22 protein-coding genes and 1 pseudogene are annotated in these 19,661 nt (G+C 72.1%); 11 read left to right on the top strand and 12 right to left on the bottom strand.

Going from position 1 to position 19,661, the window contains the following annotated elements; genetic code table 11:
• Both ACFY4A_RS35510 and ACFY4A_RS35505 read right to left on the bottom strand, forming a co-directional pair.
• Positions 1-1,455 (bottom strand): ATP-binding protein, encoded by a 1,455-nt coding sequence (locus ACFY4A_RS35510; RefSeq protein ID WP_390833427.1) that lies wholly within the window; start codon positions 1,453-1,455, stop codon positions 1-3.
• Complete coding sequence (locus tag ACFY4A_RS35505; RefSeq protein ID WP_390833426.1) at positions 1,452-2,156, bottom strand: response regulator transcription factor; 705 nt, start codon at positions 2,154-2,156, stop codon at positions 1,452-1,454. The genes ACFY4A_RS35510 and ACFY4A_RS35505 overlap by 4 nt, the downstream gene beginning before the upstream one ends.
• 157 nt (positions 2,157-2,313) lie before the next feature.
• Between ACFY4A_RS35505 and ACFY4A_RS35500 the strand changes: the two genes are divergently transcribed.
• A complete protein-coding gene (locus tag ACFY4A_RS35500) occupies positions 2,314-4,794 on the top strand; it encodes an MMPL family transporter (protein ID WP_390833465.1) in 2,481 nt (826 codons plus the stop codon).
• Here ACFY4A_RS35500 and ACFY4A_RS35495 read toward each other — a convergent pair.
• The 5 genes and pseudogenes from ACFY4A_RS35495 to ACFY4A_RS35475 all read right to left on the bottom strand — a co-directional run.
• Positions 4,766-5,062, bottom strand: a pseudogene (locus ACFY4A_RS35495) (Uma2 family endonuclease); the annotation flags it as partial. The gene ACFY4A_RS35500 and the pseudogene ACFY4A_RS35495 overlap by 29 nt on opposite strands.
• A gap of 65 nt (positions 5,063-5,127) precedes the next feature.
• Positions 5,128-5,880: a TetR family transcriptional regulator gene (locus tag ACFY4A_RS35490; RefSeq protein WP_390833425.1), complete on the bottom strand. Its 753-nt coding sequence runs from the start codon at positions 5,878-5,880 to the stop codon at positions 5,128-5,130.
• A gap of 9 nt (positions 5,881-5,889) precedes the next feature.
• The gene (locus ACFY4A_RS35485; protein WP_390833464.1) at positions 5,890-6,399 is read right to left on the bottom strand and encodes a thiol-disulfide oxidoreductase DCC family protein; all 510 of its coding nucleotides are present in this window, start codon (positions 6,397-6,399) and stop codon (positions 5,890-5,892) included.
• A 5-nt stretch (positions 6,400-6,404) separates the two neighbouring features.
• Positions 6,405-6,812: a hypothetical protein gene (locus ACFY4A_RS35480; RefSeq protein ID WP_390833424.1), complete on the bottom strand. Its 408-nt coding sequence runs from the start codon at positions 6,810-6,812 to the stop codon at positions 6,405-6,407.
• Between the two features lie 105 nt (positions 6,813-6,917).
• Complete coding sequence (locus tag ACFY4A_RS35475) at positions 6,918-7,325, bottom strand: VOC family protein (RefSeq protein WP_390833423.1); 408 nt, start codon at positions 7,323-7,325, stop codon at positions 6,918-6,920.
• Positions 7,326-7,500: 175 nt separating this feature from the next.
• Here ACFY4A_RS35475 and ACFY4A_RS35470 point away from each other — a divergent pair, with 175 nt between their 5' ends.
• From ACFY4A_RS35470 to ACFY4A_RS35460, 3 genes are all read left to right on the top strand, one after another.
• Entirely contained in the window at positions 7,501-7,926 is a 426-nt protein-coding gene (locus ACFY4A_RS35470; protein WP_390833422.1) for a TM2 domain-containing protein, read from the top strand.
• Entirely contained in the window at positions 7,919-8,332 is a 414-nt protein-coding gene (locus ACFY4A_RS35465; RefSeq protein ID WP_390833421.1) for a DUF2752 domain-containing protein, read from the top strand. Before ACFY4A_RS35470 ends, ACFY4A_RS35465 begins: the two co-directional genes overlap by 8 nt.
• Before the next feature lie 310 nt (positions 8,333-8,642).
• A complete protein-coding gene (locus tag ACFY4A_RS35460) occupies positions 8,643-8,906 on the top strand; it encodes a TM2 domain-containing protein (RefSeq protein WP_390833420.1) in 264 nt (87 codons plus the stop codon).
• A 92-nt stretch (positions 8,907-8,998) separates the two neighbouring features.
• Here the strand turns inward: ACFY4A_RS35460 and ACFY4A_RS35455 are convergent, their stop codons facing one another.
• The 5 genes from ACFY4A_RS35455 to ACFY4A_RS35435 form a co-directional block, all read right to left on the bottom strand.
• Positions 8,999-9,760, bottom strand: coding sequence for a succinate dehydrogenase iron-sulfur subunit (locus ACFY4A_RS35455; RefSeq protein WP_390833419.1), 762 nt, complete (start codon positions 9,758-9,760; stop codon positions 8,999-9,001).
• Positions 9,760-11,514: a succinate dehydrogenase flavoprotein subunit gene (sdhA, locus tag ACFY4A_RS35450; protein WP_390833418.1), complete on the bottom strand. Its 1,755-nt coding sequence runs from the start codon at positions 11,512-11,514 to the stop codon at positions 9,760-9,762. Before sdhA ends, ACFY4A_RS35455 begins: the two co-directional genes overlap by 1 nt.
• A 25-nt stretch (positions 11,515-11,539) precedes the next feature.
• The gene (locus ACFY4A_RS35445) at positions 11,540-12,022 is read right to left on the bottom strand and encodes a succinate dehydrogenase hydrophobic membrane anchor subunit (RefSeq protein WP_390833417.1); all 483 of its coding nucleotides are present in this window, start codon (positions 12,020-12,022) and stop codon (positions 11,540-11,542) included.
• A gap of 5 nt (positions 12,023-12,027) precedes the next feature.
• Positions 12,028-12,408 (bottom strand): succinate dehydrogenase, cytochrome b556 subunit, encoded by a 381-nt coding sequence (gene sdhC / locus ACFY4A_RS35440; RefSeq protein ID WP_390833416.1) that lies wholly within the window; start codon positions 12,406-12,408, stop codon positions 12,028-12,030.
• 149 nt (positions 12,409-12,557) lie between these two features.
• Positions 12,558-12,983 (bottom strand): 2-oxo-4-hydroxy-4-carboxy-5-ureidoimidazoline decarboxylase, encoded by a 426-nt coding sequence (locus ACFY4A_RS35435; protein ID WP_390833463.1) that lies wholly within the window; start codon positions 12,981-12,983, stop codon positions 12,558-12,560.
• A gap of 236 nt (positions 12,984-13,219) precedes the next feature.
• Here ACFY4A_RS35435 and ACFY4A_RS35430 point away from each other — a divergent pair, with 236 nt between their 5' ends.
• From ACFY4A_RS35430 to ACFY4A_RS35400, 7 genes are all read left to right on the top strand, one after another.
• Positions 13,220-14,851 (top strand): glycoside hydrolase family 20 protein, encoded by a 1,632-nt coding sequence (locus ACFY4A_RS35430; RefSeq protein WP_390833415.1) that lies wholly within the window; start codon positions 13,220-13,222, stop codon positions 14,849-14,851.
• Between the two features lie 61 nt (positions 14,852-14,912).
• Positions 14,913-15,107 (top strand): hypothetical protein, encoded by a 195-nt coding sequence (locus tag ACFY4A_RS35425; protein WP_390833414.1) that lies wholly within the window; start codon positions 14,913-14,915, stop codon positions 15,105-15,107.
• A 163-nt stretch (positions 15,108-15,270) separates the two neighbouring features.
• Positions 15,271-15,879, top strand: coding sequence for a hypothetical protein (locus ACFY4A_RS35420; protein WP_390833413.1), 609 nt, complete (start codon positions 15,271-15,273; stop codon positions 15,877-15,879).
• A 164-nt stretch (positions 15,880-16,043) separates the two neighbouring features.
• On the top strand, positions 16,044-16,439 hold the full coding sequence (locus ACFY4A_RS35415) for a hypothetical protein (protein ID WP_390833412.1): 396 nt from the start codon (positions 16,044-16,046) through the stop codon (positions 16,437-16,439).
• Between the two features lie 129 nt (positions 16,440-16,568).
• The gene (locus ACFY4A_RS35410; protein WP_390833411.1) at positions 16,569-17,168 is read left to right on the top strand and encodes an RNA polymerase sigma factor; all 600 of its coding nucleotides are present in this window, start codon (positions 16,569-16,571) and stop codon (positions 17,166-17,168) included.
• Positions 17,169-17,495: 327 nt separating this feature from the next.
• Positions 17,496-18,158, top strand: a complete 663-nt coding sequence (locus tag ACFY4A_RS35405) for an RNA polymerase sigma factor (RefSeq protein ID WP_390833410.1) — start codon at positions 17,496-17,498, stop codon at positions 18,156-18,158.
• Positions 18,158-19,375 carry an extensin gene (locus tag ACFY4A_RS35400; protein WP_390833409.1) on the top strand — a complete coding sequence of 406 codons (1,218 nt, stop codon included), beginning with the start codon at positions 18,158-18,160 and terminating at the stop codon, positions 19,373-19,375. Before ACFY4A_RS35405 ends, ACFY4A_RS35400 begins: the two co-directional genes overlap by 1 nt.
• Positions 19,376-19,661: the final 286 nt, after the last annotated feature.

The following is a 19,661-nucleotide window of genomic DNA, read 5'->3' as shown; positions in this document are numbered from 1 at the left end:
CTACGACCGGACCTGCGCGGGCAGCGTGACCGTCACCGCGAACCCCTCCCCGGGGGTCGTGCGGACGGCCACCTGCCCGCCGTGCGCTTCGGCCACCCCCTGGACGATGGCCATGCCGAGGCCGCTGCCCGCGCCGCCGCCCGCGCGGAAGAAGCGGTCGAAGACGCGCGCCGCGTCCTCCTCGGCCAGCCCTGGTCCCTTGTCCCGCACACAGAGCCGTACGACACCGTCGGCGCGCTCCGCCGTGAGCCGCACGGGAACGTCGGCGGGCGTGTGGACGCGCACGTTGGTCACCAGGTTGCCGAGCACCTGCCGCAGCCCCGACTCGTCGGCGTGCACGAGGAGGACGCCCTCGGCGCCGACCGTCACGGGCCGCTCCGGCTGCTGTGCGCGCAGGTCCTCGGCGGCGTCCCGCACCAGCCGGACGACGTCGACGCTCCGCAGCCGCAGCTGCGGCCGCTGGTCCAGGCGGGCCAGGGTGAGCAGTTCGTCGACGAGCCGCCCCATGCGGTCCACCTCGGCGTTCATCCGGTCCCAGGCGCGTCTGCGCTCGTCCGGCTCGGTCAGCATCCCCCTGTCGTACAGCTGGAGGTAGCCGCGTATCGCCGACAGCGGGGTGCGCAGCTCGTGCGAGGCGTCGGCGACGAAGCGGCGCAGCTGGGCGGCGCTGCGCTCGCGCGTGCGGTACGCCGACTCCACCTGGTGCAGCATGGAGTTCAGCGCGACGCGCAGCTGTTCCACCTCCTGCGTGGGATGGTGGCTGGAGGGCACACGCCGGGTCAGGTCGCCCTCGGCGATGGCCGAGGAGGTCTCCACCATGTCCTCCAGCGGCCGCATCCGGCGCCGCACGTTGAACATCGTCAGGCAGGCGAGCAGCGCCAGCAGCAGCGTGCCGACGCCCAGGTCCAGCCTGAGGGCCTTGGCGATGCCCTGGTGCAGGGCGTCGGTGGAGGTGGCGAACACGAGGTAGTTGCCGTCGGCCAGACGGGCGGAGGTCGTCCGGTAGGTGGCGCCGTGCAGTGTCACCTCGTGCGGTACGGGGTCGGCGGCGAGCGCGCCCGGGTCGCCGATCGCGGCGGCCAGGGCCCGCTGGGCGTCGGTGGGCGCGAAACCGGCGATGGGCACGGCCTCGCCCCGGCTGCCGACGGCGGTGAAGACGGAGTCCGGCCGGGACCTGTTGACGGTGGGCTGCACGAAGTGGTCCCGGATGAGGGCCAGCGCGGCCAGCGAGTCGATCTGCCGCATGGTCAGCCGGGAGTCCACGACGGACTCACGGGACTTGATCAGCTGGGTGTCGATCTGGCCGAGCAGGTAGTGCCGCATGCCCATCAGGCTCGCGGCCGTCGCCACCACGACACCCACGGCGAGCAGCCCGACGTTCGCCAGGGTCAGCTTGCCGCGCAGGGAGTGGATCCCGTGCCGGCGGCGCCGCGGACGCGGTCTGCCGGGCCTCATGCCAGCCCGTATCCCACACCCCGCCGGGTGGTGATCAACGGCGGTCCGAGCGCGTCCAGTTTGCGGCGCAGATAGCTGATGTAGGTCTCGACGACGGTCGACTCGGGCGGTGTGTGCTCGTACTGCCAGACGTGCCTGAGGAGTTGCTCCTTGGGCACGATCCGGCCGCCGTTGCGCACCAGGAAGCGCAGCAGCGCGTACTCGGTGGGGGTGAGCTCGACCGCACGGCCCGCGCGGTGCGCCGAGTACGTCGTCTCGTCCAGCTCCAGGTCGCCGTAGCGCAGCGGCGGGCGCTGGGGGAGGACGTCGGCGGGGCGGGTGCGGCGCAGCACGGCCCGTACGCGGGCGACGACCTCGTCGATGTTGAACGGCTTGGTGATGTAGTCGTCGCCGAAGCCGAGTGCGCCGACGATCTCCGCGGGCGCGTCCCGCGCGGTGACGAAGACCAGCGCCAGGTCCGGGCAGCGGGTGCGCAGCTCGCGGCCCAGCGCCCGGCCGTCCCCGTCCGGCAGCATCACGTCCAGCAGGGCCACGTCGGGCCGGGTGCGCTCGGCGAGCGCGCACGCCTCGCGGACCGTGCCCGCGGTCATCACCTGGAAGCGGTGGTAGCGCAGGGCGATGGCGAGGACGTCCGCGATGGACTCCTCGTCCTCGACGACGAGGACCGTCGCCCCTTCGTGCGCTGCCTCGTTGACGGTCATGTCCCCAGTATCCGCGGCGGGACCGGCGGCGGGGCCGCGGGTGCTTTGGAGTTCCTTGAGAGTCGGGGCGGCACGTGCCCGTCCGCGCCCGCCGCTGCGGATGCTGGTGTGCCAGGACCCGGGGGACCCGGATGAAGGAGCGTAGAGCGTGACGACATTGGCGCGGTGGTGCTACCGGCACCGGCTGCTGGTCCTGTTGCTGTGGGTGGTTTCGCTGCTCGGGGCGGGCGTGGGGGCGTCCGCCGGGGGCACGGCCTACGCGAACGTCTTCTCCCTGCCGGACACGGACTCCAAGACCGCGTACGACCTGATGGAGCAGGCGTTCCCGAAGGCCGCGGGCGACACCGACACGGTGGTGTGGAAGGTCGACGAGGGGTCGGTCCGGGACACGTCGGTGCGCTCCCGGATCGAGCCCGCCCTGGCGGAGATCGGCCGGATGCCGGGGGTCGGCGCGGTCAGCAGCCCGTACGCGGGCGCCCGGGGCGCGGCGCAGATCAGCCGGGACGGGACGATCGCGTACGCGCAGCTCACCTTCACCGAACGGGCGAACGCGGTGCCCAAGCAACTCGTGCAGGATGTGGTCGACACCGCGCGGACGGCCGAACGCGGTGGCCTGCGGGTGGAGTTGGGCGGTCAGGCGATCACCCGGATCCAGCAGCCGCCCGCGGGTCTGTCCGAACTGGTCGGCCTGGCGGCGGCGGCGCTCGTGCTGTTCCTCGCCTTCGGCTCGCTCTTCGCGATGCTCCTGCCGATCGCCGTGGCGGTCTTCGGCGTCGGTATCGGGCTGTTCTCGACCCAGGTGATCAGTCATGTCACGGACGTGCCCGACATCGCCCCGCTGCTCGCCTCACTGATCGGCCTCGGGGTGGGCATCGACTACGCGCTGTTCATCGTCACCCGGCACCGGCGCGGCCTGCTGCGCGGTCTGGAACCGGAGGAGTCGGCGGTGACCGCCCTCAACACCTCGGGCCGGGCGGTGCTGTTCGCGGGCGGCACGGTGTGCATCGCGCTCGCCGGGATGCTGGTGACGAACCTGCGCTTCCTGGACGGCGTGGTCATCGGCACCTCGCTCACCGTGGTGCTGAGCGTGCTCGCGGCCGTCACCCTGCTGCCGGCGCTGCTCGGGTTCCTCGGGCCGCGGGTGCTCAGCCGGCGCCAGCGGCGGCGGCTCGCGGCCCGGGGCCCCTCCGGGGAGGAGCGGGCGAGCACACTGGCGGCACGCTGGTCCGGCACGGTGCAGAAGCGTCCCGGCTGGATCGCGGGCCTCGCGCTGGTCGTCATGGTCCTTCTCGCGCTGCCGGTGCTGTCGCTGCGGCTGGGCGCCACCGACCAGGGCAACGACGACGCCTCGACGACGACCCGCAGGGCGTACGACCTGCTGGCCGAGGGCTTCGGACCCGGCTTCAACGGGCCGCTCCAGGTGGTATCGGCCGACGGTGACACCACCGCGCTGGTCAAGGGCATCGAGGAGACCCGCGGGGTGGCCCGGGTGGCCGCGCTGCCGTCCGCGCACGGCGTCACCGTCATCCAGGTGGTCCCGACCACCTCGCCGCAGTCCGAGCAGACGGACCGGCTCATCGACACCCTGCGCGACGAGGTGATCCCCGAGGCGGGGGTGCGGGCGCACGTCGGCGGTGTCACGGCGGTCTCGAAGGACTTCGCCTCCGTCACGGGCGACCGTCTGCCGTACTTCGTCGCGACCATCGTCGGCCTCGGCTTCCTGCTCCTGCTGGTCGCGTTCCGCTCGCTGCTGGTGCCGCTGACGGCGGCCGTGATGAACCTGGTCGCCGCCGCCGCTTCCTTCGGCGTCCTGGTGGCGATCTACCAGTGGGGCTGGGGCCTGGACCTGCTGGGCCTCGGCAAGGAGGGACCGATCCAGGCGTTCCTGCCGGTCATCATGCTGTCCCTGCTGTTCGGCCTGTCGATGGACTACCAGGTCTTCCTGGTGAGCCGGATGCACGAGGAGTGGGTGCACACCCGGGACAACACCCGTGCGGTCCGGGTCGGCCTCGCGGAGACCAGCCGGGTCATCAACTCCGCGGCCCTGATCATGGTCTGCGTCTTCCTCGCCTTCGTCCTGAGCGGTAACCAGGGCGCGGCGATGGCGGGCGTCGGCCTGGCGGCGGCGGTCGCGCTGGACGCGTTCGTGCTGCGGACGGCACTGGTGCCGGCGGCGATGCATCTGTTCGGCAGGGCCAACTGGTGGCTGCCGGCCCGGCTGGAGCGCCGTCTGCCGCATCTGGCGGTGGAAGCGAGGGAGGAGCCCGAGGGGGCACCGGTCCCGCGGCAGCCGGGTCCCGCTTCGGTGATCCACGGCTTCGTCCGCACCGGGGAGGGCGAGCCCGTCCACGGCGCGGCCGTGACCCTCCTGTCCAAGGGCGGACGGCAACTGGACCGGGTGACGTCCCTGGCCGACGGCTCGTACATCGTCGCGGTACCGGGCCCGGGCACCTACCTGCTCGCGGCCACGGCCTCCCCCCACGGCTCCCGCGCCCACCACGTCGTCGTGACCGACGGCCCCCTGGTCCACGACGTGGAACTGACGGAGGACGAGATGGACGAGGAGGACGAGGTGGACGAGGTGGACGAGGTGGACGAGGTGGACGAGGTCAGCCAGTCCGCACTTGGCCGGCCTTGAGGATCTCATCGACGCTCAGGGTGACCTCGGCGCCGATGGCTGCGGGCAGGGTGACGACTTCGCCGGGGGAGTACGGGCGGTGATTCTCGTAATCGTCGCCGGCGGGGTCGGTCAGGACGTGGACGCGCTGGTGTTTGCGGTCGACGGTCACATAGACCGGGATCTTGGCGCCCGCGTAGGCCTCGACCTTGTTCCGCAGGTCGGTCTTCCAGTCACTGGAGGTGACTTCGAGGACCAGGCGGCAGCAGACGGGGTCGTAGCTGGTGTCGAGAGCATCATCGTAGGCAGGCCGGGCGTCGGGTGTCCCGTTCGCGCCCGTGCACCCGAAGGTGATCACTCGGCCGCAAGGTTCCGCCCCCTGCCCGCCGGGTCCGGCATCATCCTCGTCATCCCCGGGAGGAAGTCCGTGAACAGGTCGTGCACGTCGTGCACCAGGGGGCGCAGGACCCGGAAGCGGGCCAGGGACACCCCGCGGGCGGTGAGCCGGGCGCCCCGCTCGGCCAGCCGGTAGCTGCGTTCGCGGCCCTCCGTGCGGTCGAAGATCCAGTACAGGACGAGCCCCATCTGGGAGAGCCACATCAGCTCGGGCAGCACCTCGCGCAGGTCCGCCGGGACCTTGGTCCGCGCGCCGTACAGCACCTCCTTGTGGATGCCGATGACCTCCGCGCGCGCGTGTTCCGACTCGGCGGAGAAGGGGCTGAGCGGACTGTCGGGGTCGGCGGCGTTCTTGAAGAACTGCACCGCGAACTCGTGGTACGGCGTGGCGATGTCCAGCCACGCGGTCAGCACGCCCGCGAGCCGTGCCTCCAGGTCGGTCTCCCTGGCCAGGACCTCACGGACCGCCTCCCGGTGCTCGGCGGCGATCCGGTCGTAGAAGCCCTGGATCAGGTGTTCCTTGCCCTCGAAGTAGTAGTACGCGTTGCCGACGGAGACCCCGGCCTCCTTGGCGATGGCCCGCATGGTCGTCCTGTCGTAGCCGCGCTCCTGGAACAGCCGCATGGCCGTCTCCAGGATGAGCGCGCGGGTCTGCTCGGACTTGCTGGCGGGCACGCCCCCACCGGGGCCGTCGTCGTTCTTCGCGGGCACGGACAGAGCCTAACCAGTGGCGCAGGTGCCGCCGTCACAGCCGGGTGGGTCGTAGGTCCAGCCATGGCGCGGGTCGTAGGACCACCCGTCCCCGCGCTGGTACGCACCCCCGCCCCACCGCCCCTGGCCCCGCTGTCCGCCGCGCCACCTGGCGGCGGCCAGCACCGCGCCCCTGGCGAGCCGCGTGCCCGCCGGGGTGCTGAGCCGGTGGGCGAGCTGCCGGTGCTCGCGCAGCGCCCACAGGACGGCGATCCAGGCGGCGGCGCCCCGGTAGACCTGGCCCGAGTCGCCGACGACTGTGACCTCGTCCAGGGTGGCGCCGTGGTCGAGGCCCGGGAACCGCCGCCTGGCCCGCTCGGAGCCGGCCGGGACGAGTTCCAGGGGCACCAGCTGCGGCTGTCTGACGAGCCAGTCGCGCACGAACGCGCACAGCGCGCACTCGGCGTCGTACAGGACGGTCAGCCCGCGGACCGGAACGCGCACGGAGGCGTCCCGGTCCCGGCCGGCGGCGGCCGGCATCGCGCTCACGCCCCGGCCGAGGGCGCGGCCCAGTCCTGTGGCGCGACCGGCGGCACCTGCTCGCTCTCCAGCACCCCGCGGCGGCGGATCCGGTTCAGCACGTACACGTTGCCCAGATGCATCACGCCGAGCACCAGCAGCACCACGCCGAGCTTCGTCGACAGGGCCTCGAAGATGCCGCGCGTGTCGTCGATGCTCCGGTCGCCGCTCAGGTACAGCGCGACGAAGCCGAGGTTCACGAGGTAGAAGCCGACCACCAGCAGGTGGTTGACGGCGTCGGCGAGCTTGTCGTCGCCGTGCAGCACGTCGGCGAGGAAGATCCGCCCGTTCCTGCTGAGCGTGCGGGCCACCCAGACGGTCAGGGCGATGCTGACGAGCAGATAGATGACGTAGGCGATGACCGTGCGGTCCATGCCCCCCACCCTTCATTTGAACGCGTTCAAAACGCTGGCGTGAGAGACTCTAGACCTGTTTTTGAACGCGTTCAACACCGCTGGCGCAGGAGTGGGGGGTCCGGCTCAGGGCCTGCGCCCGAGTTCCGGCCGCTTGCCGTAGTCGGTGAAGCCCAGGACGTTGCCCCACGGGTCGGCGATCTCGACGGTCCAGCCGGTCGCCACGGCGAAGGGCTCGTCGAGCAGTTCGATCCCGGCCTTCACGAGTTCGCGCGCCGCCGCCCGCGCGTCCGGCACCTCCAGCCACACCCGCGGCGAGGGCCACGGCGGCGGACGGCGTCCGAACTCCTCCTGGCGCAGCAGGATTCCCGGTGTCTCGCCGCCGACCTTCAGCAGTGCGATGCCGGCCTCGTCCAGATGGAACGCCACCGTGAACCCGGCCCGCTCGTAGAACCCCACGGCCTCGCCCAGATTCCCGACGGGCAGCAGTACGTTGTCGAACCCGAGCAGCTCGTACGACTCGTCATCTGACATGCCATCAGATTAGGTGCGGGATCCGCCCGGTCCGGTAGGCCGAGCGCGGATCGGGCGCCGGGTCACTCGTTCGGCGCGGGGAGCCGGTCCCCGAGCGAGACCCCGATGTTTCGCTTCGGCCGCTCTTCCTGCAATATGACCGTCAGTTCGTCGGCAGTCGAAGAGTGGAGCCACCGTGTCCGAGCAGCCGCAGCAGCCCAACCAGGCCCCGGGATACGGGTATCCCAACCAGCAGCCCGGCAGCTACCCGCCGCCTCCCGGTGGCTACCCGCCCCCCGGCGCGTACCCGCCGCCTCCCGGTGGCTACCCGCCTCCCGGTGGTTACCCGCCGCCCCCGGGGATGCAGTACGACCCCAACGCCCCCTACGGCTACGACCCCTACGGCCGTCCCTACTCCGACAAGTCGAAGATCGTCGCCGGGGTCCTCCAGCTCAGCCTGGGCACCCTCGGCATCGGCCGCTTCTACATGGGCCACGTCGGGATCGGCATCGCCCAGCTCCTCACCTGCGGAGGCTTCGGCATCTGGGCGCTGATCGACGGCATCATGCTGCTGACCGGCAACGACAACACCGACGCGCAGGGCCGGATCCTGCGTGGCTGACGCGGTGTACGGGGCGCTGCGTGGCCGGCTGCTGCGGCATCCGGCCGCGGCTCCGCTCGCGGTGCTGTGCGCCGGGGTGGCGGGCGCCGGGTACCTCTACGTCACCGACCCGCACGAGCCCGGCCACATCCTGCCCCAGTGCCCCTTCCGGTACGTCACCGGGCTGCTCTGCCCGGCCTGCGGCGGCACGCGCATGGTGTACGACCTGATGCACGGCCGCCTCGACCAGGCCTGGCTGGACAACAGGATGCTGCTGCTCGCCTCGCCGTTCGCGCTGGCGCTGCTCGGCAAGTGGGCCCTTGAGGGGCTGCGTGGGCGCCGCTGGCACCCGCGGCTCAGCCCCCGGGCGCAGGCGGGGGTGCTGCTGGTGGCCGTGGCGTGGACCGTGGTCCGCAACATCGTCTAGAGCCGGTCGTGCGGCGAGGGCGTACGGTGCCGGGAAGGGCGGGCGGGCCGGAAGGCCGGGCGCGGTGCCAAAAAATGCCGCCAATGTGGCCGAATTTGATCACAGAACGGGAACATTCCTTCGAACCCCCTCCCGCGCCGCCCTTCTGGATCTTTATGCTCCCAACGCGCAGGGGGGACGGCCGCATCCGGTCGACGCGCGTCGACGCGTATGGAATCGCGCACGGATGCCGTGTGACCGGGCAGTCGGGCTCCCTGGCCCCGGAGATTCCCACTCCGGGCGTTCCCAACACTCCCCAGGAGCACCAGCCATGACTGTCCCCACCCCTGACGCCCCCTACGGCTACGACCCGCAGGGCCGCCCGTACTCCGACAAGTCGAAGATCGTCGCGGGCGTCCTCCAGCTCTTCCTCGGAAGCCTGGGCATCGGCCGCTTCTACGTCGGCTCCGTGGGTGTGGGCATCGCCCAGCTGCTGACCTGCGGCGGTCTCGGCATCTGGGCCCTGGTCGACGCCATCCTCTTCCTCACGAGCAACGACCGCACCGACAAGCAGGGTCGCGTCCTGCGCGGCTGACCCTTCCAGGCGCCCGGCGACGGCCGGGCGCAGCACGCAGAGGGCCCCGTTCCGGACGGAACGGGGCCCTCTGCGTCGCGTGCGAAGGAAGGTCAGAAGCGGCGCGTGATCAGCGCCCGCTTCACCTCCGCGATCGCCTTCGTCACCTCGATGCCGCGCGGGCAGGCGTCGGTGCAGTTGAAGGTGGTGCGGCAGCGCCAGACGCCGTCCTTGTCGTTGAGGATCTCCAGGCGCTGCTCACCGGCCTCGTCACGGCTGTCGAAGATGAACCGGTGGGCGTTGACGATGGCCGCCGGGCCGAAGTACTGGCCGTCGTTCCAGAAGACCGGGCAGGACGAGGTGCAGGCCGCGCACAGGATGCACTTCGTCGTGTCGTCGAAGCGGGAGCGGTCCTCCGGGGACTGCAGACGCTCCCGCGTCGGCTCGTTGGTCTCCTTGGTGACCAGGAACGGCATGACGTCCCGGTACGCCTGGAAGAACGGCTCCATGTCCACGACCAGGTCCTTCAGGACCGTCAGGCCCTTGATGGGCTCGATCGTGATCGGCTTCTCGGGGTTGATGTCCTTGATCAGCGTCTTGCAGGCCAGACGGTTCTTGCCGTTGATCCGCATGGCGTCCGAGCCGCAGATGCCGTGCGCGCAGGAGCGACGGAAGGTCAGGGTGCCGTCGAGGTCCCACTTGATCTTGTGCAGACCGTCGAGGACGCGCTCCTTGGGGTCGATCTCCAGCTGGAAGTCTTCCCAGGTCGCCTCGGCCGAGACCTCCGGGTTGAACCGGCGGACGCGGAAGGTGACGGTGATGTAGGGGGAGGCGGCGGACTCCGCCTCCACCTTGTCCAGAACGGGGGTTGCCATCAGTACTTACGCTCCATCGGCTGGTAGCGGGTCTGGACGACCGGCTTGTAGTCGAGACGGACGGTTTCGGACCCGTCGGCGCCGACCTCGCGGTACGCCATGGTGTGGCGCATGAAGTTGACGTCGTCGCGGTTGGGGTAGTCCTCGCGGTAGTGACCGCCGCGGGACTCCTTGCGGGCCAGGGCGGAGACCGCCATGACCTCGGCCAGGTCCAGCAGGTTGCCCAGCTCGATGGCCTCCAGGAGGTCCGTGTTGAACCGCTTGCCCTTGTCCTGGATCGCCACGTTCTTGTAGCGCTCCCGGAGCTCGGCGATCTTCTCGACCGCCGTCTTGATCGTCTGCTCGGTGCGGAACACCATGACGTTGGCGTCCATGGTCTCCTGCAGCTCGCGGCGCAGGGTCGCCACCCGCTCGGTGCCGGTGGAGGTCCGCAGCCGCTCGATCTGCTCGACCACGAGGGACTCGGGGTCCTCCGGCAGCTTCACGAAGTCGGCCTTCTCGGCGTACTCCGCGGCGGCGATGCCGGCCCGCTTGCCGAACACGTTGATGTCCAGCAGCGAGTTGGTGCCCAGGCGGTTGGCGCCGTGGACGGACACGCAGGCGACCTCGCCGGCCGCGTACAGGCCCGGAACGACCGTGGTGTTGTCCGTGAGCACCTCGCCCCGGACGTTGGTCGGGATGCCGCCCATGGCGTAGTGCGCGGTCGGCTGGATCGGGATCGGGTCGGTGTACGGCTCGATGCCCAGGTAGGTCCGCGCGAACTCGGTGATGTCCGGCAGCTTGGCGTCCAGCTGCTCCGGCGGCAGGTGGGTCAGGTCCAGGTAGACGTGGTCGCCCTCGGGACCGCAGCCGCGGCCCTCGCGGATCTCCGTGTAGATGGAGCGGGAGACGACGTCGCGGGAGGCGAGGTCCTTCATGACCGGCGCGTACTTCTCCATGAAGCGCTCGCCGTCCTTGTTGCGCAGGATGCCGCCCTCACCGCGGGCACCCTCGGTGAGCAGGATGCCCATGCGCCAGATGCCGGTCGGGTGGAACTGGAAGAACTCCATGTCCTCCAGCGGCAGCCCGCGCCGGTACACGGCGGCCTGGCCGTCACCGGTCAGCGTGTGCGCGTTGGACGTCACGCGGAAGAACTTGCCGCAGCCGCCGGAGGCGTAGATCACGGCCTTCGCCTGGAAGACGTGGATCTCACCGGTCGCCAGCTCGTAGGCCACCACGCCGGCCGACTTCTTGACGCCGTCGACCTCGGTGATCAGCTGGTCCAGGACGTAGAACTCGTTGAAGAACTCCACGCCCTCCTTGACGCAGTTCTGGTACAGCGTCTGGAGGATCATGTGGCCGGTGCGGTCGGCCGCGTAGCAGGAGCGGCGGACCGGGGCCTCGCCGTGGTTGCGGGAGTGCCCGCCGAAGCGCCGCTGGTCGATCGTCCCGTTCGGCGTCCGGTTGAACGGCAGGCCCATCTTCTCCAGGTCGAGGACGGAGTCGATGGCCTCCTTCGCCAGGATCTCGGCGGCGTCCTGGTCGACCAGGTAGTCACCGCCCTTGACCGTGTCGAAGGTGTGCCACTCCCAGTTGTCCTCCTCCACGTTGGCCAGCGCGGCGGCCATGCCGCCCTGCGCGGCGCCCGTGTGGGAGCGGGTGGGGTAGAGCTTGGTCAGGACCGCGGTGCGGCTGCGCTTGGTGGCCTCGATGGCGGCCCGCATACCGGCGCCACCGGCGCCGACGATGACGGTGTCGTACTTGTGGATCTTCATCAGGAAAATACCTCGGTCCCGGGGCCTAGCGGATGTTCGGGTCGAAGGTGAAGATCACCAGCGTGCCCAGCAGGATGGTCCACACCGTGGCGGTGTACAGCAGTGCCTTCAGCCACAGCCGGGTGTTGGCCCGCTCCGCGTAGTCGTTGATGACGGTGCGCAGGCCGTTGCAGCCGTGCAGCATCGCCAGCCAGAGCATGGCGAGGTCCCAGACCTGCCACCAGGGGGAGGCCCAGCGGCCCGCCACGAAGGCGAAGCCGATCTTGGAGACGCCGCCGTCCAGGACGAGCTGGATCAGCAGGTGGCCGATGACGAGGACGACCAGGACGATGCCGGACAGCCGCATGAACAGCCAGCCGTACATCTCGAAGTTGCCCCGGGTCGACTTCGGGGTCTTCTTGGTGCGCTGGCGCGGGGCCTCGATGAGGGGGGCGGGGTTGTCCACGCCGTAGACGGAGCCGCCCTCGACCGGGCCGATGCCGGAAGCGGTGGTTTCAGTGGTGGACATGTGCGTCAGCTCCCGAATACCGCGCGAGCGGCGTGGCCGAGGACGGGGTAGATCGCCCCGATCATGAGCAGGACCCAGACGCCGACCACGGTCCACAGCATCTGCTTCTGGTACCGGGCGCCCTTGGCCCAGAAGTCGACGGCGATGACGCGCAGGCCGTTGAGCGCGTGGAAGAGGATGGCGGCGACGAGGCCGTACTCGAGCACGGCGACGATCGGCGTCTTGTACGTGGCCACGACATTGTCGTAGGCCTCAGGAGACACACGCACGAGTGCGGTGTCCAGCACATGCACGAACAGGAAGAAGAAGATGAGGACGCCGGTGACTCGGTGAGCCACCCAGGACCACATTCCTTCCCGGCCGCGGTACAGCGTTCCAGCCGGCACGGAAGAACCCTCCGGGAGCGGGGACTAGGGCCGCGCCGGCTTCACTGTCGGTCGGGCCCGGCCGGGTACGGTCCACCGGCCCCCAGTATCGTACCGAGGTGCTGGCCGGGGCCTTACGTGGGGGTCCGCCCGTGTGATCGAGCTCGCCCTCAAAGGTGCACGGACGGCTGAGCGGCCGCGCCCAGGAGGCCCCGCAGCCGCCCGTTCGCCAGCCTCCGCAGCTCTTCCCGGGCGACGGCCCGCTCGTCCTCCGGATCGTTGGTCAGACGTGACCGGATCGCCGGCAGGACCCGGTCCAGGCTCTCGTCCGGGGCGGTGCCGTCCAGGCAGATGACGAAGGTGTGGCCGAATCTGGCCTCGTAGGCGGCGTAGGCGGCGCTCAGGGCCGTGGAGGCGGCCGCGTACGTGCCGGCGGGCAGCGACGGCAGGGGTTCTTCCGCCAGGGCCCCGGCCAGTTCCTCGGGGCTCAGGTCGTACGTCGCCTCGTCCGCCGCCGCCAGGAGGGACGGCAGGTCCGGATAGGGGCGGTGGGCGGCGACGCGGTGGGCCCAGCGGGGGCTGTGCAGGCAGGTCAGGAGGGTCCTGTGGGCCTCGGGGGCGGGCGCGGTGTTGAAGCGCTCCAGGTTCTGCGCAGGCAGCGTGGGTCCTAGGTCGGCAGGGATGTCGGCAGGGGAATCCGTGAGAGATGTGCCGCTACGTTATCGGGTGTGCTCATGACGTGTTCGACGGGTGGTTGAATTTCACTCGGACGGGAGAGTTTGAGAACGTGCGGTGGACACGTTCGGCGGCCATGGGCCGTTAGGTTGACCGCGTGAGCAAGCACAGGCGCCGGGCTCCGGCGCGCAAGCCGCGGCGCACGCGGGCTGTCGTCGGCGGCGCGTTCGCCGCCACGGTCGCACTGGGCATCGGGCTGGCCCTGTGGTCCTTCGGGGGCGACGGCTCCCCGGCCGGCGCGGCGTCGGGCGGCTCGGACGCGTCCTCCGGCTCGGTGAGTCCCGGCCCCACCCGCACCTACCCGCTGTCGCAGGCGCCGCGGACCATCCCCGCCGTGCGCTCCCACACCGCCGCCCGCGGTCCCGGCTGGCGCCCGGAGCCCGGCGCCCGGGTCGTGGTGAGCGACGCCTCCCTCGCCGACGAGGGAAAGCTGATAGCGAGCGAACTCGGTCTGGCCTACTCCGGCCGGCGCGGCGACGTGCGCCCGGGGGACGTACGGCTGGCGCTGGCCGAGGGCGGCGAGGGCCGGAACCCCGAGTCGTACACCCTGACCGTGCGCGACGGCCGGGTGACCATCAGCGGGCCGGCCGACGCGGGGGTCTTCTACGGCACCCGCACCCTGAAGCAGGAGGTGCACGGCGGCGGCACGGCCCCCGAGGGGGTCGTGGAGGACGCGCCGGCCAAGTCGCGGCGCGGTTTCATGCTGGACATCGCCCGCAAGCCGTTCACGGCCGACTGGCTGGAGGACCGCATACGGGAACTCGGCGACCTGAAGTTCAACGAGCTCGGCCTGCACTTCTCCGACGACCAGGGCTTCCGCATCGAGTCCGACACCCACCCGGAGGTCGTCTCCCCGGACCATCTGACCAAGGCCGAGGTCAAGCGGATGGTCGACCTGGCCGCGAGCCGGCACATCACCGTCGTCCCCGAGATCGACTCGCCCGGCCACCTCGGCGCGGTGATCGCCGCCCACCCCGAGGTGCAGCTGCGCGACGCGCAGGGCGTGGCGACCCGCGGCGCCATCGACATCTCCGAACCCCGGTCGGCCGCGATCGTCGACGACCTGCTCGACGAGTACGCGGGCCTCTTCCCCGGCGGCCTCTGGCACCTCGGCGGCGACGAGTACCAGGCGCTGACCGTGCGCGACCCCGAGGCGTCCTACCCGCAGCTGGCCGCCGCCGCGAGGAAGGCCCACGGCTCCGGCGGCAACGTGGCCGACCTGACGACGGACTGGCTGAACGACCGCGCCGCCACCGTCCGTGAACACGCCCGCGCCCCGCGCGCCTGGAACGACGGCTTCTTCCGGAGCTCGTCCGTGCCGCCCGCCCAGGACATCGAGGTCGCCTACTGGACGGGCAAGGAGTACGGCGCCCGGCAGCCGCTCGAGTACCTCGGGGCCGGCCGCAAGGTGCTCAACTACAACGACGAGTTCCTCTACTACGTCCTCGGCGAGCCGCAGACCTTCGTCTACCCGACCGGCCGGCGGATCTACGAGCAGTGGACCCCGCGCGTGCTGCGCGGCACCGAGGCGGTGCCCGCCCGGTACGACGCGCAGATACTCGGCGGCTCGTTCGCCGTGTGGTGCGACCTGGCGAACTCCCAGACCCAGGACCAGGTGGCGGCCGGCATCCGGATGCCGCTGCGGGCGACCGTCCAGAAGCTGTGGGACCCGGACGATCCGGCGATGTCCTGGGCGGAGTTCAAGGAGCTTGCCGCCAAGCTGGGTTGACGCCGAATCGAGTGGACGTGCGAAGGGCGGGCGCCGTAGGTTCCGGGTGCCGCGCCGGCTGGTGGCCGACCGCCTCGCGTCCACCGGCTACAACCGGGCCGTCACGGCCGAGGAACTGCACCGGGCCGCCCGGCAGATGATGTTCAGCGACGTCCTCGACATCGTCGCCGCCGTGCTCGCCGTGCTCGCCGTGCTCCGGCTGACCCGTATGCAGCACGAGAAGGCGCTGCGGGGACCGGCGCCGAGCGCGGCCTGACCCGCTTCCCGAGCCGACCGCCGACCTCGGTCATTGGCCGAAACCTTTTCTTATGCCAACTTGCTCGACTCCGCGTGCGACCCGTGTGACACTACCGGCCGATCGCACGCAGTAAGGGCAAGTGCGGGCTCCGTAGAGGTCGGCGCCCTTTGAGGAGGCGTGGATGAGTCTGGTGGAACTGATCGCGCAGGCCGACGAGCGCGGACTGGCCGCCAGCGGGCTGGCTTGTTTGGATCGGTGTGTACCCCTGCTCGGCGGCGACGACGAGGTCCTGCGGCCGCTGTGGGGGAGCCTCGCAGAGGACTCGGCCCACTCCTCGGACGGCGACTGGGCCGAGCGGCTGGAGCAGGCGCGTGGCGCGCTGGACGCGATGGACGAGGAGGACGCCGAGGACGAGGCCGCGCTGCTGGTCCGCCGGATGCTGGCCGCCGCGCCGGCCGCCCGGTCCGCGGCCGAGGTGCGGCAGTGGGCGGACGCCTGCTCGGTCGCCTCGCTCCAGATCCACCGGCTCCTCGACCAGGCCGAGGACGGTGCCCCCGCCGACTGCCTCCCCGAGGCGCTCGACTCCGTCCGCGCCGGGGCAACCCCCGTCCCGGCTCCCGGCGAGGGCATGTCGCCGCTGGTCGCCGGCGAGCTGCGCCGCCAGATCACCGTCCTGGAGCTGCTCGCCGGGCACGGTCGTGCCGGACTCCGCCAGGCCCTGGAGGTCTCCACGGAGGGGCGCCGCGTCCTGCGGGCGGTGGTGTCCCGCCGGACTCGCGGCCGGGTGTGAGCCCAGAGCCCCGGACGGGCCGATGGCGCGGCGGGAACCTGTGAGCGTCCTGCGGGCCCGGTGCGGTGGTCCTGCGCCGGTCGTGCGCCGGTTGTGGGGGAGGTCGCGATCGCGGGTGACGAACCGCGGGCGGATGCGCTCTTCCCTATGTGACAGTCCAGCATGTGACGACTCAGCAGCAGAGTCGGCCCCAGGCCGCCACCAAACCGGTGCGGTGGGCGGCGGACACCGTGACGGCGATGCGCGAGGGCGCTCGGCTGCGCCTGGACTACTCGGCGCAGAGCCTGTGGCGCGTCGACCGGACGATCGAGGAGATACGGCGCGAGGGCACGCCGTACGCGGCCGTGCGGAGCGTGCTGCGCGGCTTCGGCGCGTATGCCGGCGAGGTGATCGTCCGTCACGGCGGCGGGGCCGAGTGGTGGGCGAGCGGCGGCGAGCACTGGGTGCGCACCACGGACGGACGGCTGTGGGACCCCATCGAGGAGGCCGGGCGGTGCTTCACGGGCCAGGGGTCGCTGCGGCTGCTGTGCCGGGACGCCATGGGGACCGAGCGGACCTGAGCCGTGGCCGTGGGGCCGCTGACGAGCTGTGACACTTCTGTGGGAGCCGACGCTGATGACCTTGGGGGCGTGGACACGGCCGGTCGGTGGTGCGCACGTCTGGGGACTCGCTACGGACGAGGACGGTTCTTGGGCCAGGGAGGGGAACCCCGCCACGCGCAGGCGTACGACGGGGAGTTGGGTGCGGCCGTCGCGCGGGCCCAGGAAGGCGACGAGGAGGCCTTCGCCGTCGCGTACCGGTTCGTGCAACCCGGACTGCTCGGGTATCTGCGCGGTCTCGTCGACGACGACGCCGAGGACGTGGCGTCCGACGCCTGGCTGGAGATCGCGCGCGACCTCGGCCGGTTCCGGGGCGACGGGGCGGGGTTTCGCGGCTGGACGGCGACCATCGCCCGGCACCGGGCGCTCGACCATCTGCGCCGGAAACGGGTGCGGCCCCGGGCCACCGCGCTCGAACAGGACGTCCTCGATCTGCCCGGCCCGCACAGCACCCATGACCAGGCCCTGGAGTCCATGACCACCGAGCGCGCTCTCGACCTCGTCCGCCGGCTGCCCCGCGACCAGGCCGAGGCGGTACTGCTGCGGGTCGTCGTCGGACTTGACGGTCCCGCCGCCGCGCGCGTCCTCGGCAAACGACCGGGCGCGGTGCGCACCGCCGCCCACCGGGGGCTGAAACGGCTGGCGCGGCATCTCGAGGAGGAGGTCCGGGGCGGGGCGCGGGAGCGATGAGTACCGAGGCAACGGCCGGGGCCGCCACCCCCCACAGGAGAGGCCCCGGCCGTCGCGCGGCACGGGCCGCGCGGCCCGTACTCCTTACAGCGCCGAGGGTGCGGTTTCTGTCACACCTCACCCCGCTCCGGTTGGTTGCACGTTGTACGGTCATGGACGGAAGGCGGTTTCAGGCCGTAACGTGCCTTTCGCGCCGAGGCGCGGCGGGCATGGCCACCGCAACGATCTGCCGCCTCGAACACCGCAACCATCAACTCAGGAACCATGACGGCCAGAGGCCGGTCCGCGCCAGCGGTGCCGGTTCAGTCGCGAGGAAGGGCACCACGGGTGCTGGGGGACGACGCGGAGCTGACCGCCGCGGTGCTCGCGGCGCAGGACGGGGACGAGACCGCTTTCCGGACTGTGTACCGTGCCGTGCACCCGCGACTGCTCGGATACATACGCACACTGGTCGGCGACCCGGACGCCGAGGACGTGGCGTCCGAGGCCTGGCTCCAGATCGCCCGCGACATGGAGCGGTTCAGCGGGGACGCCGACCGGTTCCGCGGCTGGGCCGCCCGGATCGCCCGCAACCGCGCCCTGGACCACATACGCATGCGCGGCCGCCGCCCCGCGATCGGCGGCGACGAGACGGAACTGGCCGGCCGCGCCGCGGAGTCCGACACCGCGGGCGAGGCCATGGAGGCCCTGGCCACCGGCAGCACCCTCTCGCTCATCGCCCAACTCCCGCAGGACCAGGCCGAAGCCGTGGTGCTGCGCGTGGTCGTGGGGCTCGACGCGAAGACCGCGGCCGAGACGCTCGGCAAGCGCCCCGGTGCCGTGCGCACCGCCGCGCACCGCGGTCTGAAACGGCTCGCGGAGCTCCTCGGCGACGATCCGGAATCCCCCCACGAGCTCGGCGCGCTGTCGCCTCCGCGAGAACCGCGGGGCCGTGCGGTGACATCCGCCGGTGTGACGCATATGCGTGCCCGGACGCAGAAGGACATGTGATGGCCGAGGAGCAGCACAGGTGGCTGGACCGCGACACGGCGGAGCGTTTGCTGCGCGGGGAGCCACTGGACACCGTCGACATCACCGTCCGTCACCCGGCCGAACGGCTCGCCAAGGCGCTCGGCGCCCTGTCCGCCGAGTCGTACCCGCCCCCTCCGGCCGCCCGGGCCTTCCCGGACTCGTCCGCCTCTCCCGCATCCTCGCCCACCTCGGCGTACCCGGCCGACTCGGCCGACGCCGCGCTGCCCGGTGAGGCCGCCGCGCTGGCCGCCTTCCGCAAAGCGCGCGCCCAGCGGGCCGACGAGCGGGCCGCGGAGGGCACGGACGCGCACCTCGAGACCCACTCCCGTCCGCGTTCCGTGGTCTCCGACGACGTCGGGCTCGTCCGTATCGGCACGCGAGCGCGTGGCGGTACGGGACGGCGTCCGCGGCGTGCCGGGTCGCGGCGCCGGGGCCGGCCGGTACGCCTCGCCCTGTCGGCCGCGCTGGCCGCCGGCGCGGTCGGCGGGGTAGCGGCGGCGGCCACGACCGGTGTGCTGCCGACGCCGTTCGGCGGCGACGAGCCCGCCCCCGGCACCTCCGTCTCCGTCCCGGCGACCCCGGGACACCCGCTGGTATCGCCCTCGCCCGGCGGCACCACGGGCAGCGGTCCGGGCACGCGGACGCCCGGCGGCGCCACGACCGCCGCCCCCGACGGCGACGCCGGAAGCACCGCGCGCGAGGGCAGCGCCGCCCCCGGCCGCGACGCCGCCACCGGCTCCGGCGACGAACAGGGCGCCCTCGGCGATCGCTGGAACCGGCTGGTGGCGTCCTGCCGCGATCTGCGCGACGGCAAGAGCCTGGACTCCGACCGCCGGCGCACCCTGGAGGGAGCGGCCGGCGGCTCCGCGCGCGTCTGGTCGTACTGCCAGGGGGTCCTGAAGACGGTCGACGGCCGCTCCGGCGACACGGGCGGCGGCGACCAGGGCGAGAACGAGGGCGGCGGCCAGAACGGCGAGGGCGGCGGGAAGAGCCAGGGCGACCAGGGTGCCCAGGGCGGGCAGGGCGACGACCAGGGCGGCGACCCAGGCGGCCTCGGCGGCGACGACCGCGGCCTCGGCAAGGGCCTCGCACCGACGCTGCTCACCCCGCAGCTCCCCGACGTCGCCCCGTTGGTCCCGAAGCAGTCGGCCCCGACCTCGGCGCCGTCGCCGGGTCCCACCTACAGCGCTCTGTGATCCTCCGCCTGCCGCCGCTCCGACCTGCGGGTTCGTGCCGCGGTAAAAATCGTCTCGGCGGCGGTGTGACGTTTTCCGCGGCGGTGGCGCAGTAGTGAGTGAGCCGACTGGTCATCGGCCGCCGCACAGAGCCGGGGTTCCCCCCGTACCCACGGCTCGTGCCTTCGGCGCGGGGGGGGGGGCGGGGCGCCCGCCGCCCCCCCCCCCCCCCCCCCCCCCCCCCCCCCCCCACCCCCCCCCCCCCCCCCCCCCCCCCCCCCCCCCCCCCCCCCCCCCCCCCCCCCCC

Source organism: Streptomyces sp. NPDC001292 (assembly GCF_042896465.1).
Taxonomy (GTDB): domain Bacteria; phylum Actinomycetota; class Actinomycetes; order Streptomycetales; family Streptomycetaceae; genus Streptomyces.
The sequence above is the reverse complement of the archived record's forward strand: the minus strand, read 5'-3'. Positions and strand labels throughout refer to the sequence as shown.

Bases quoted from the DNA above. Each gene is read 5' to 3' on its own strand.
- ACFY4A_RS35510 (WP_390833427.1), bottom strand. From the start codon at position 1,455: ATGAGGCCCGGCAGACCGCGTCCGCGGCGCCGCCGGCACGGGATCCAC.
- ACFY4A_RS35505 (WP_390833426.1), bottom strand. From the start codon at position 2,156: ATGACCGTCAACGAGGCAGCGCACGAAGGGGCGACGGTCCTCGTCGTC.
- ACFY4A_RS35485 (WP_390833464.1), bottom strand. From the start codon at position 6,399: ATGCCGGCCGCCGCCGGCCGGGACCGGGACGCCTCCGTGCGCGTTCCG.
- ACFY4A_RS35480 (WP_390833424.1), bottom strand. From the start codon at position 6,812: ATGGACCGCACGGTCATCGCCTACGTCATCTATCTGCTCGTCAGCATC.
- ACFY4A_RS35475 (WP_390833423.1), bottom strand. From the start codon at position 7,325: ATGTCAGATGACGAGTCGTACGAGCTGCTCGGGTTCGACAACGTACTG.
- ACFY4A_RS35460 (WP_390833420.1), top strand. From the start codon at position 8,643: ATGACTGTCCCCACCCCTGACGCCCCCTACGGCTACGACCCGCAGGGC.
- ACFY4A_RS35455 (WP_390833419.1), bottom strand. From the start codon at position 9,760: ATGGCAACCCCCGTTCTGGACAAGGTGGAGGCGGAGTCCGCCGCCTCC.
- sdhA (WP_390833418.1), bottom strand. From the start codon at position 11,514: ATGAAGATCCACAAGTACGACACCGTCATCGTCGGCGCCGGTGGCGCC.
- ACFY4A_RS35445 (WP_390833417.1), bottom strand. From the start codon at position 12,022: ATGTCCACCACTGAAACCACCGCTTCCGGCATCGGCCCGGTCGAGGGC.
- ACFY4A_RS35420 (WP_390833413.1), top strand. From the start codon at position 15,271: ATGAGTCTGGTGGAACTGATCGCGCAGGCCGACGAGCGCGGACTGGCC.
- ACFY4A_RS35400 (WP_390833409.1), top strand. From the start codon at position 18,158: ATGGCCGAGGAGCAGCACAGGTGGCTGGACCGCGACACGGCGGAGCGT.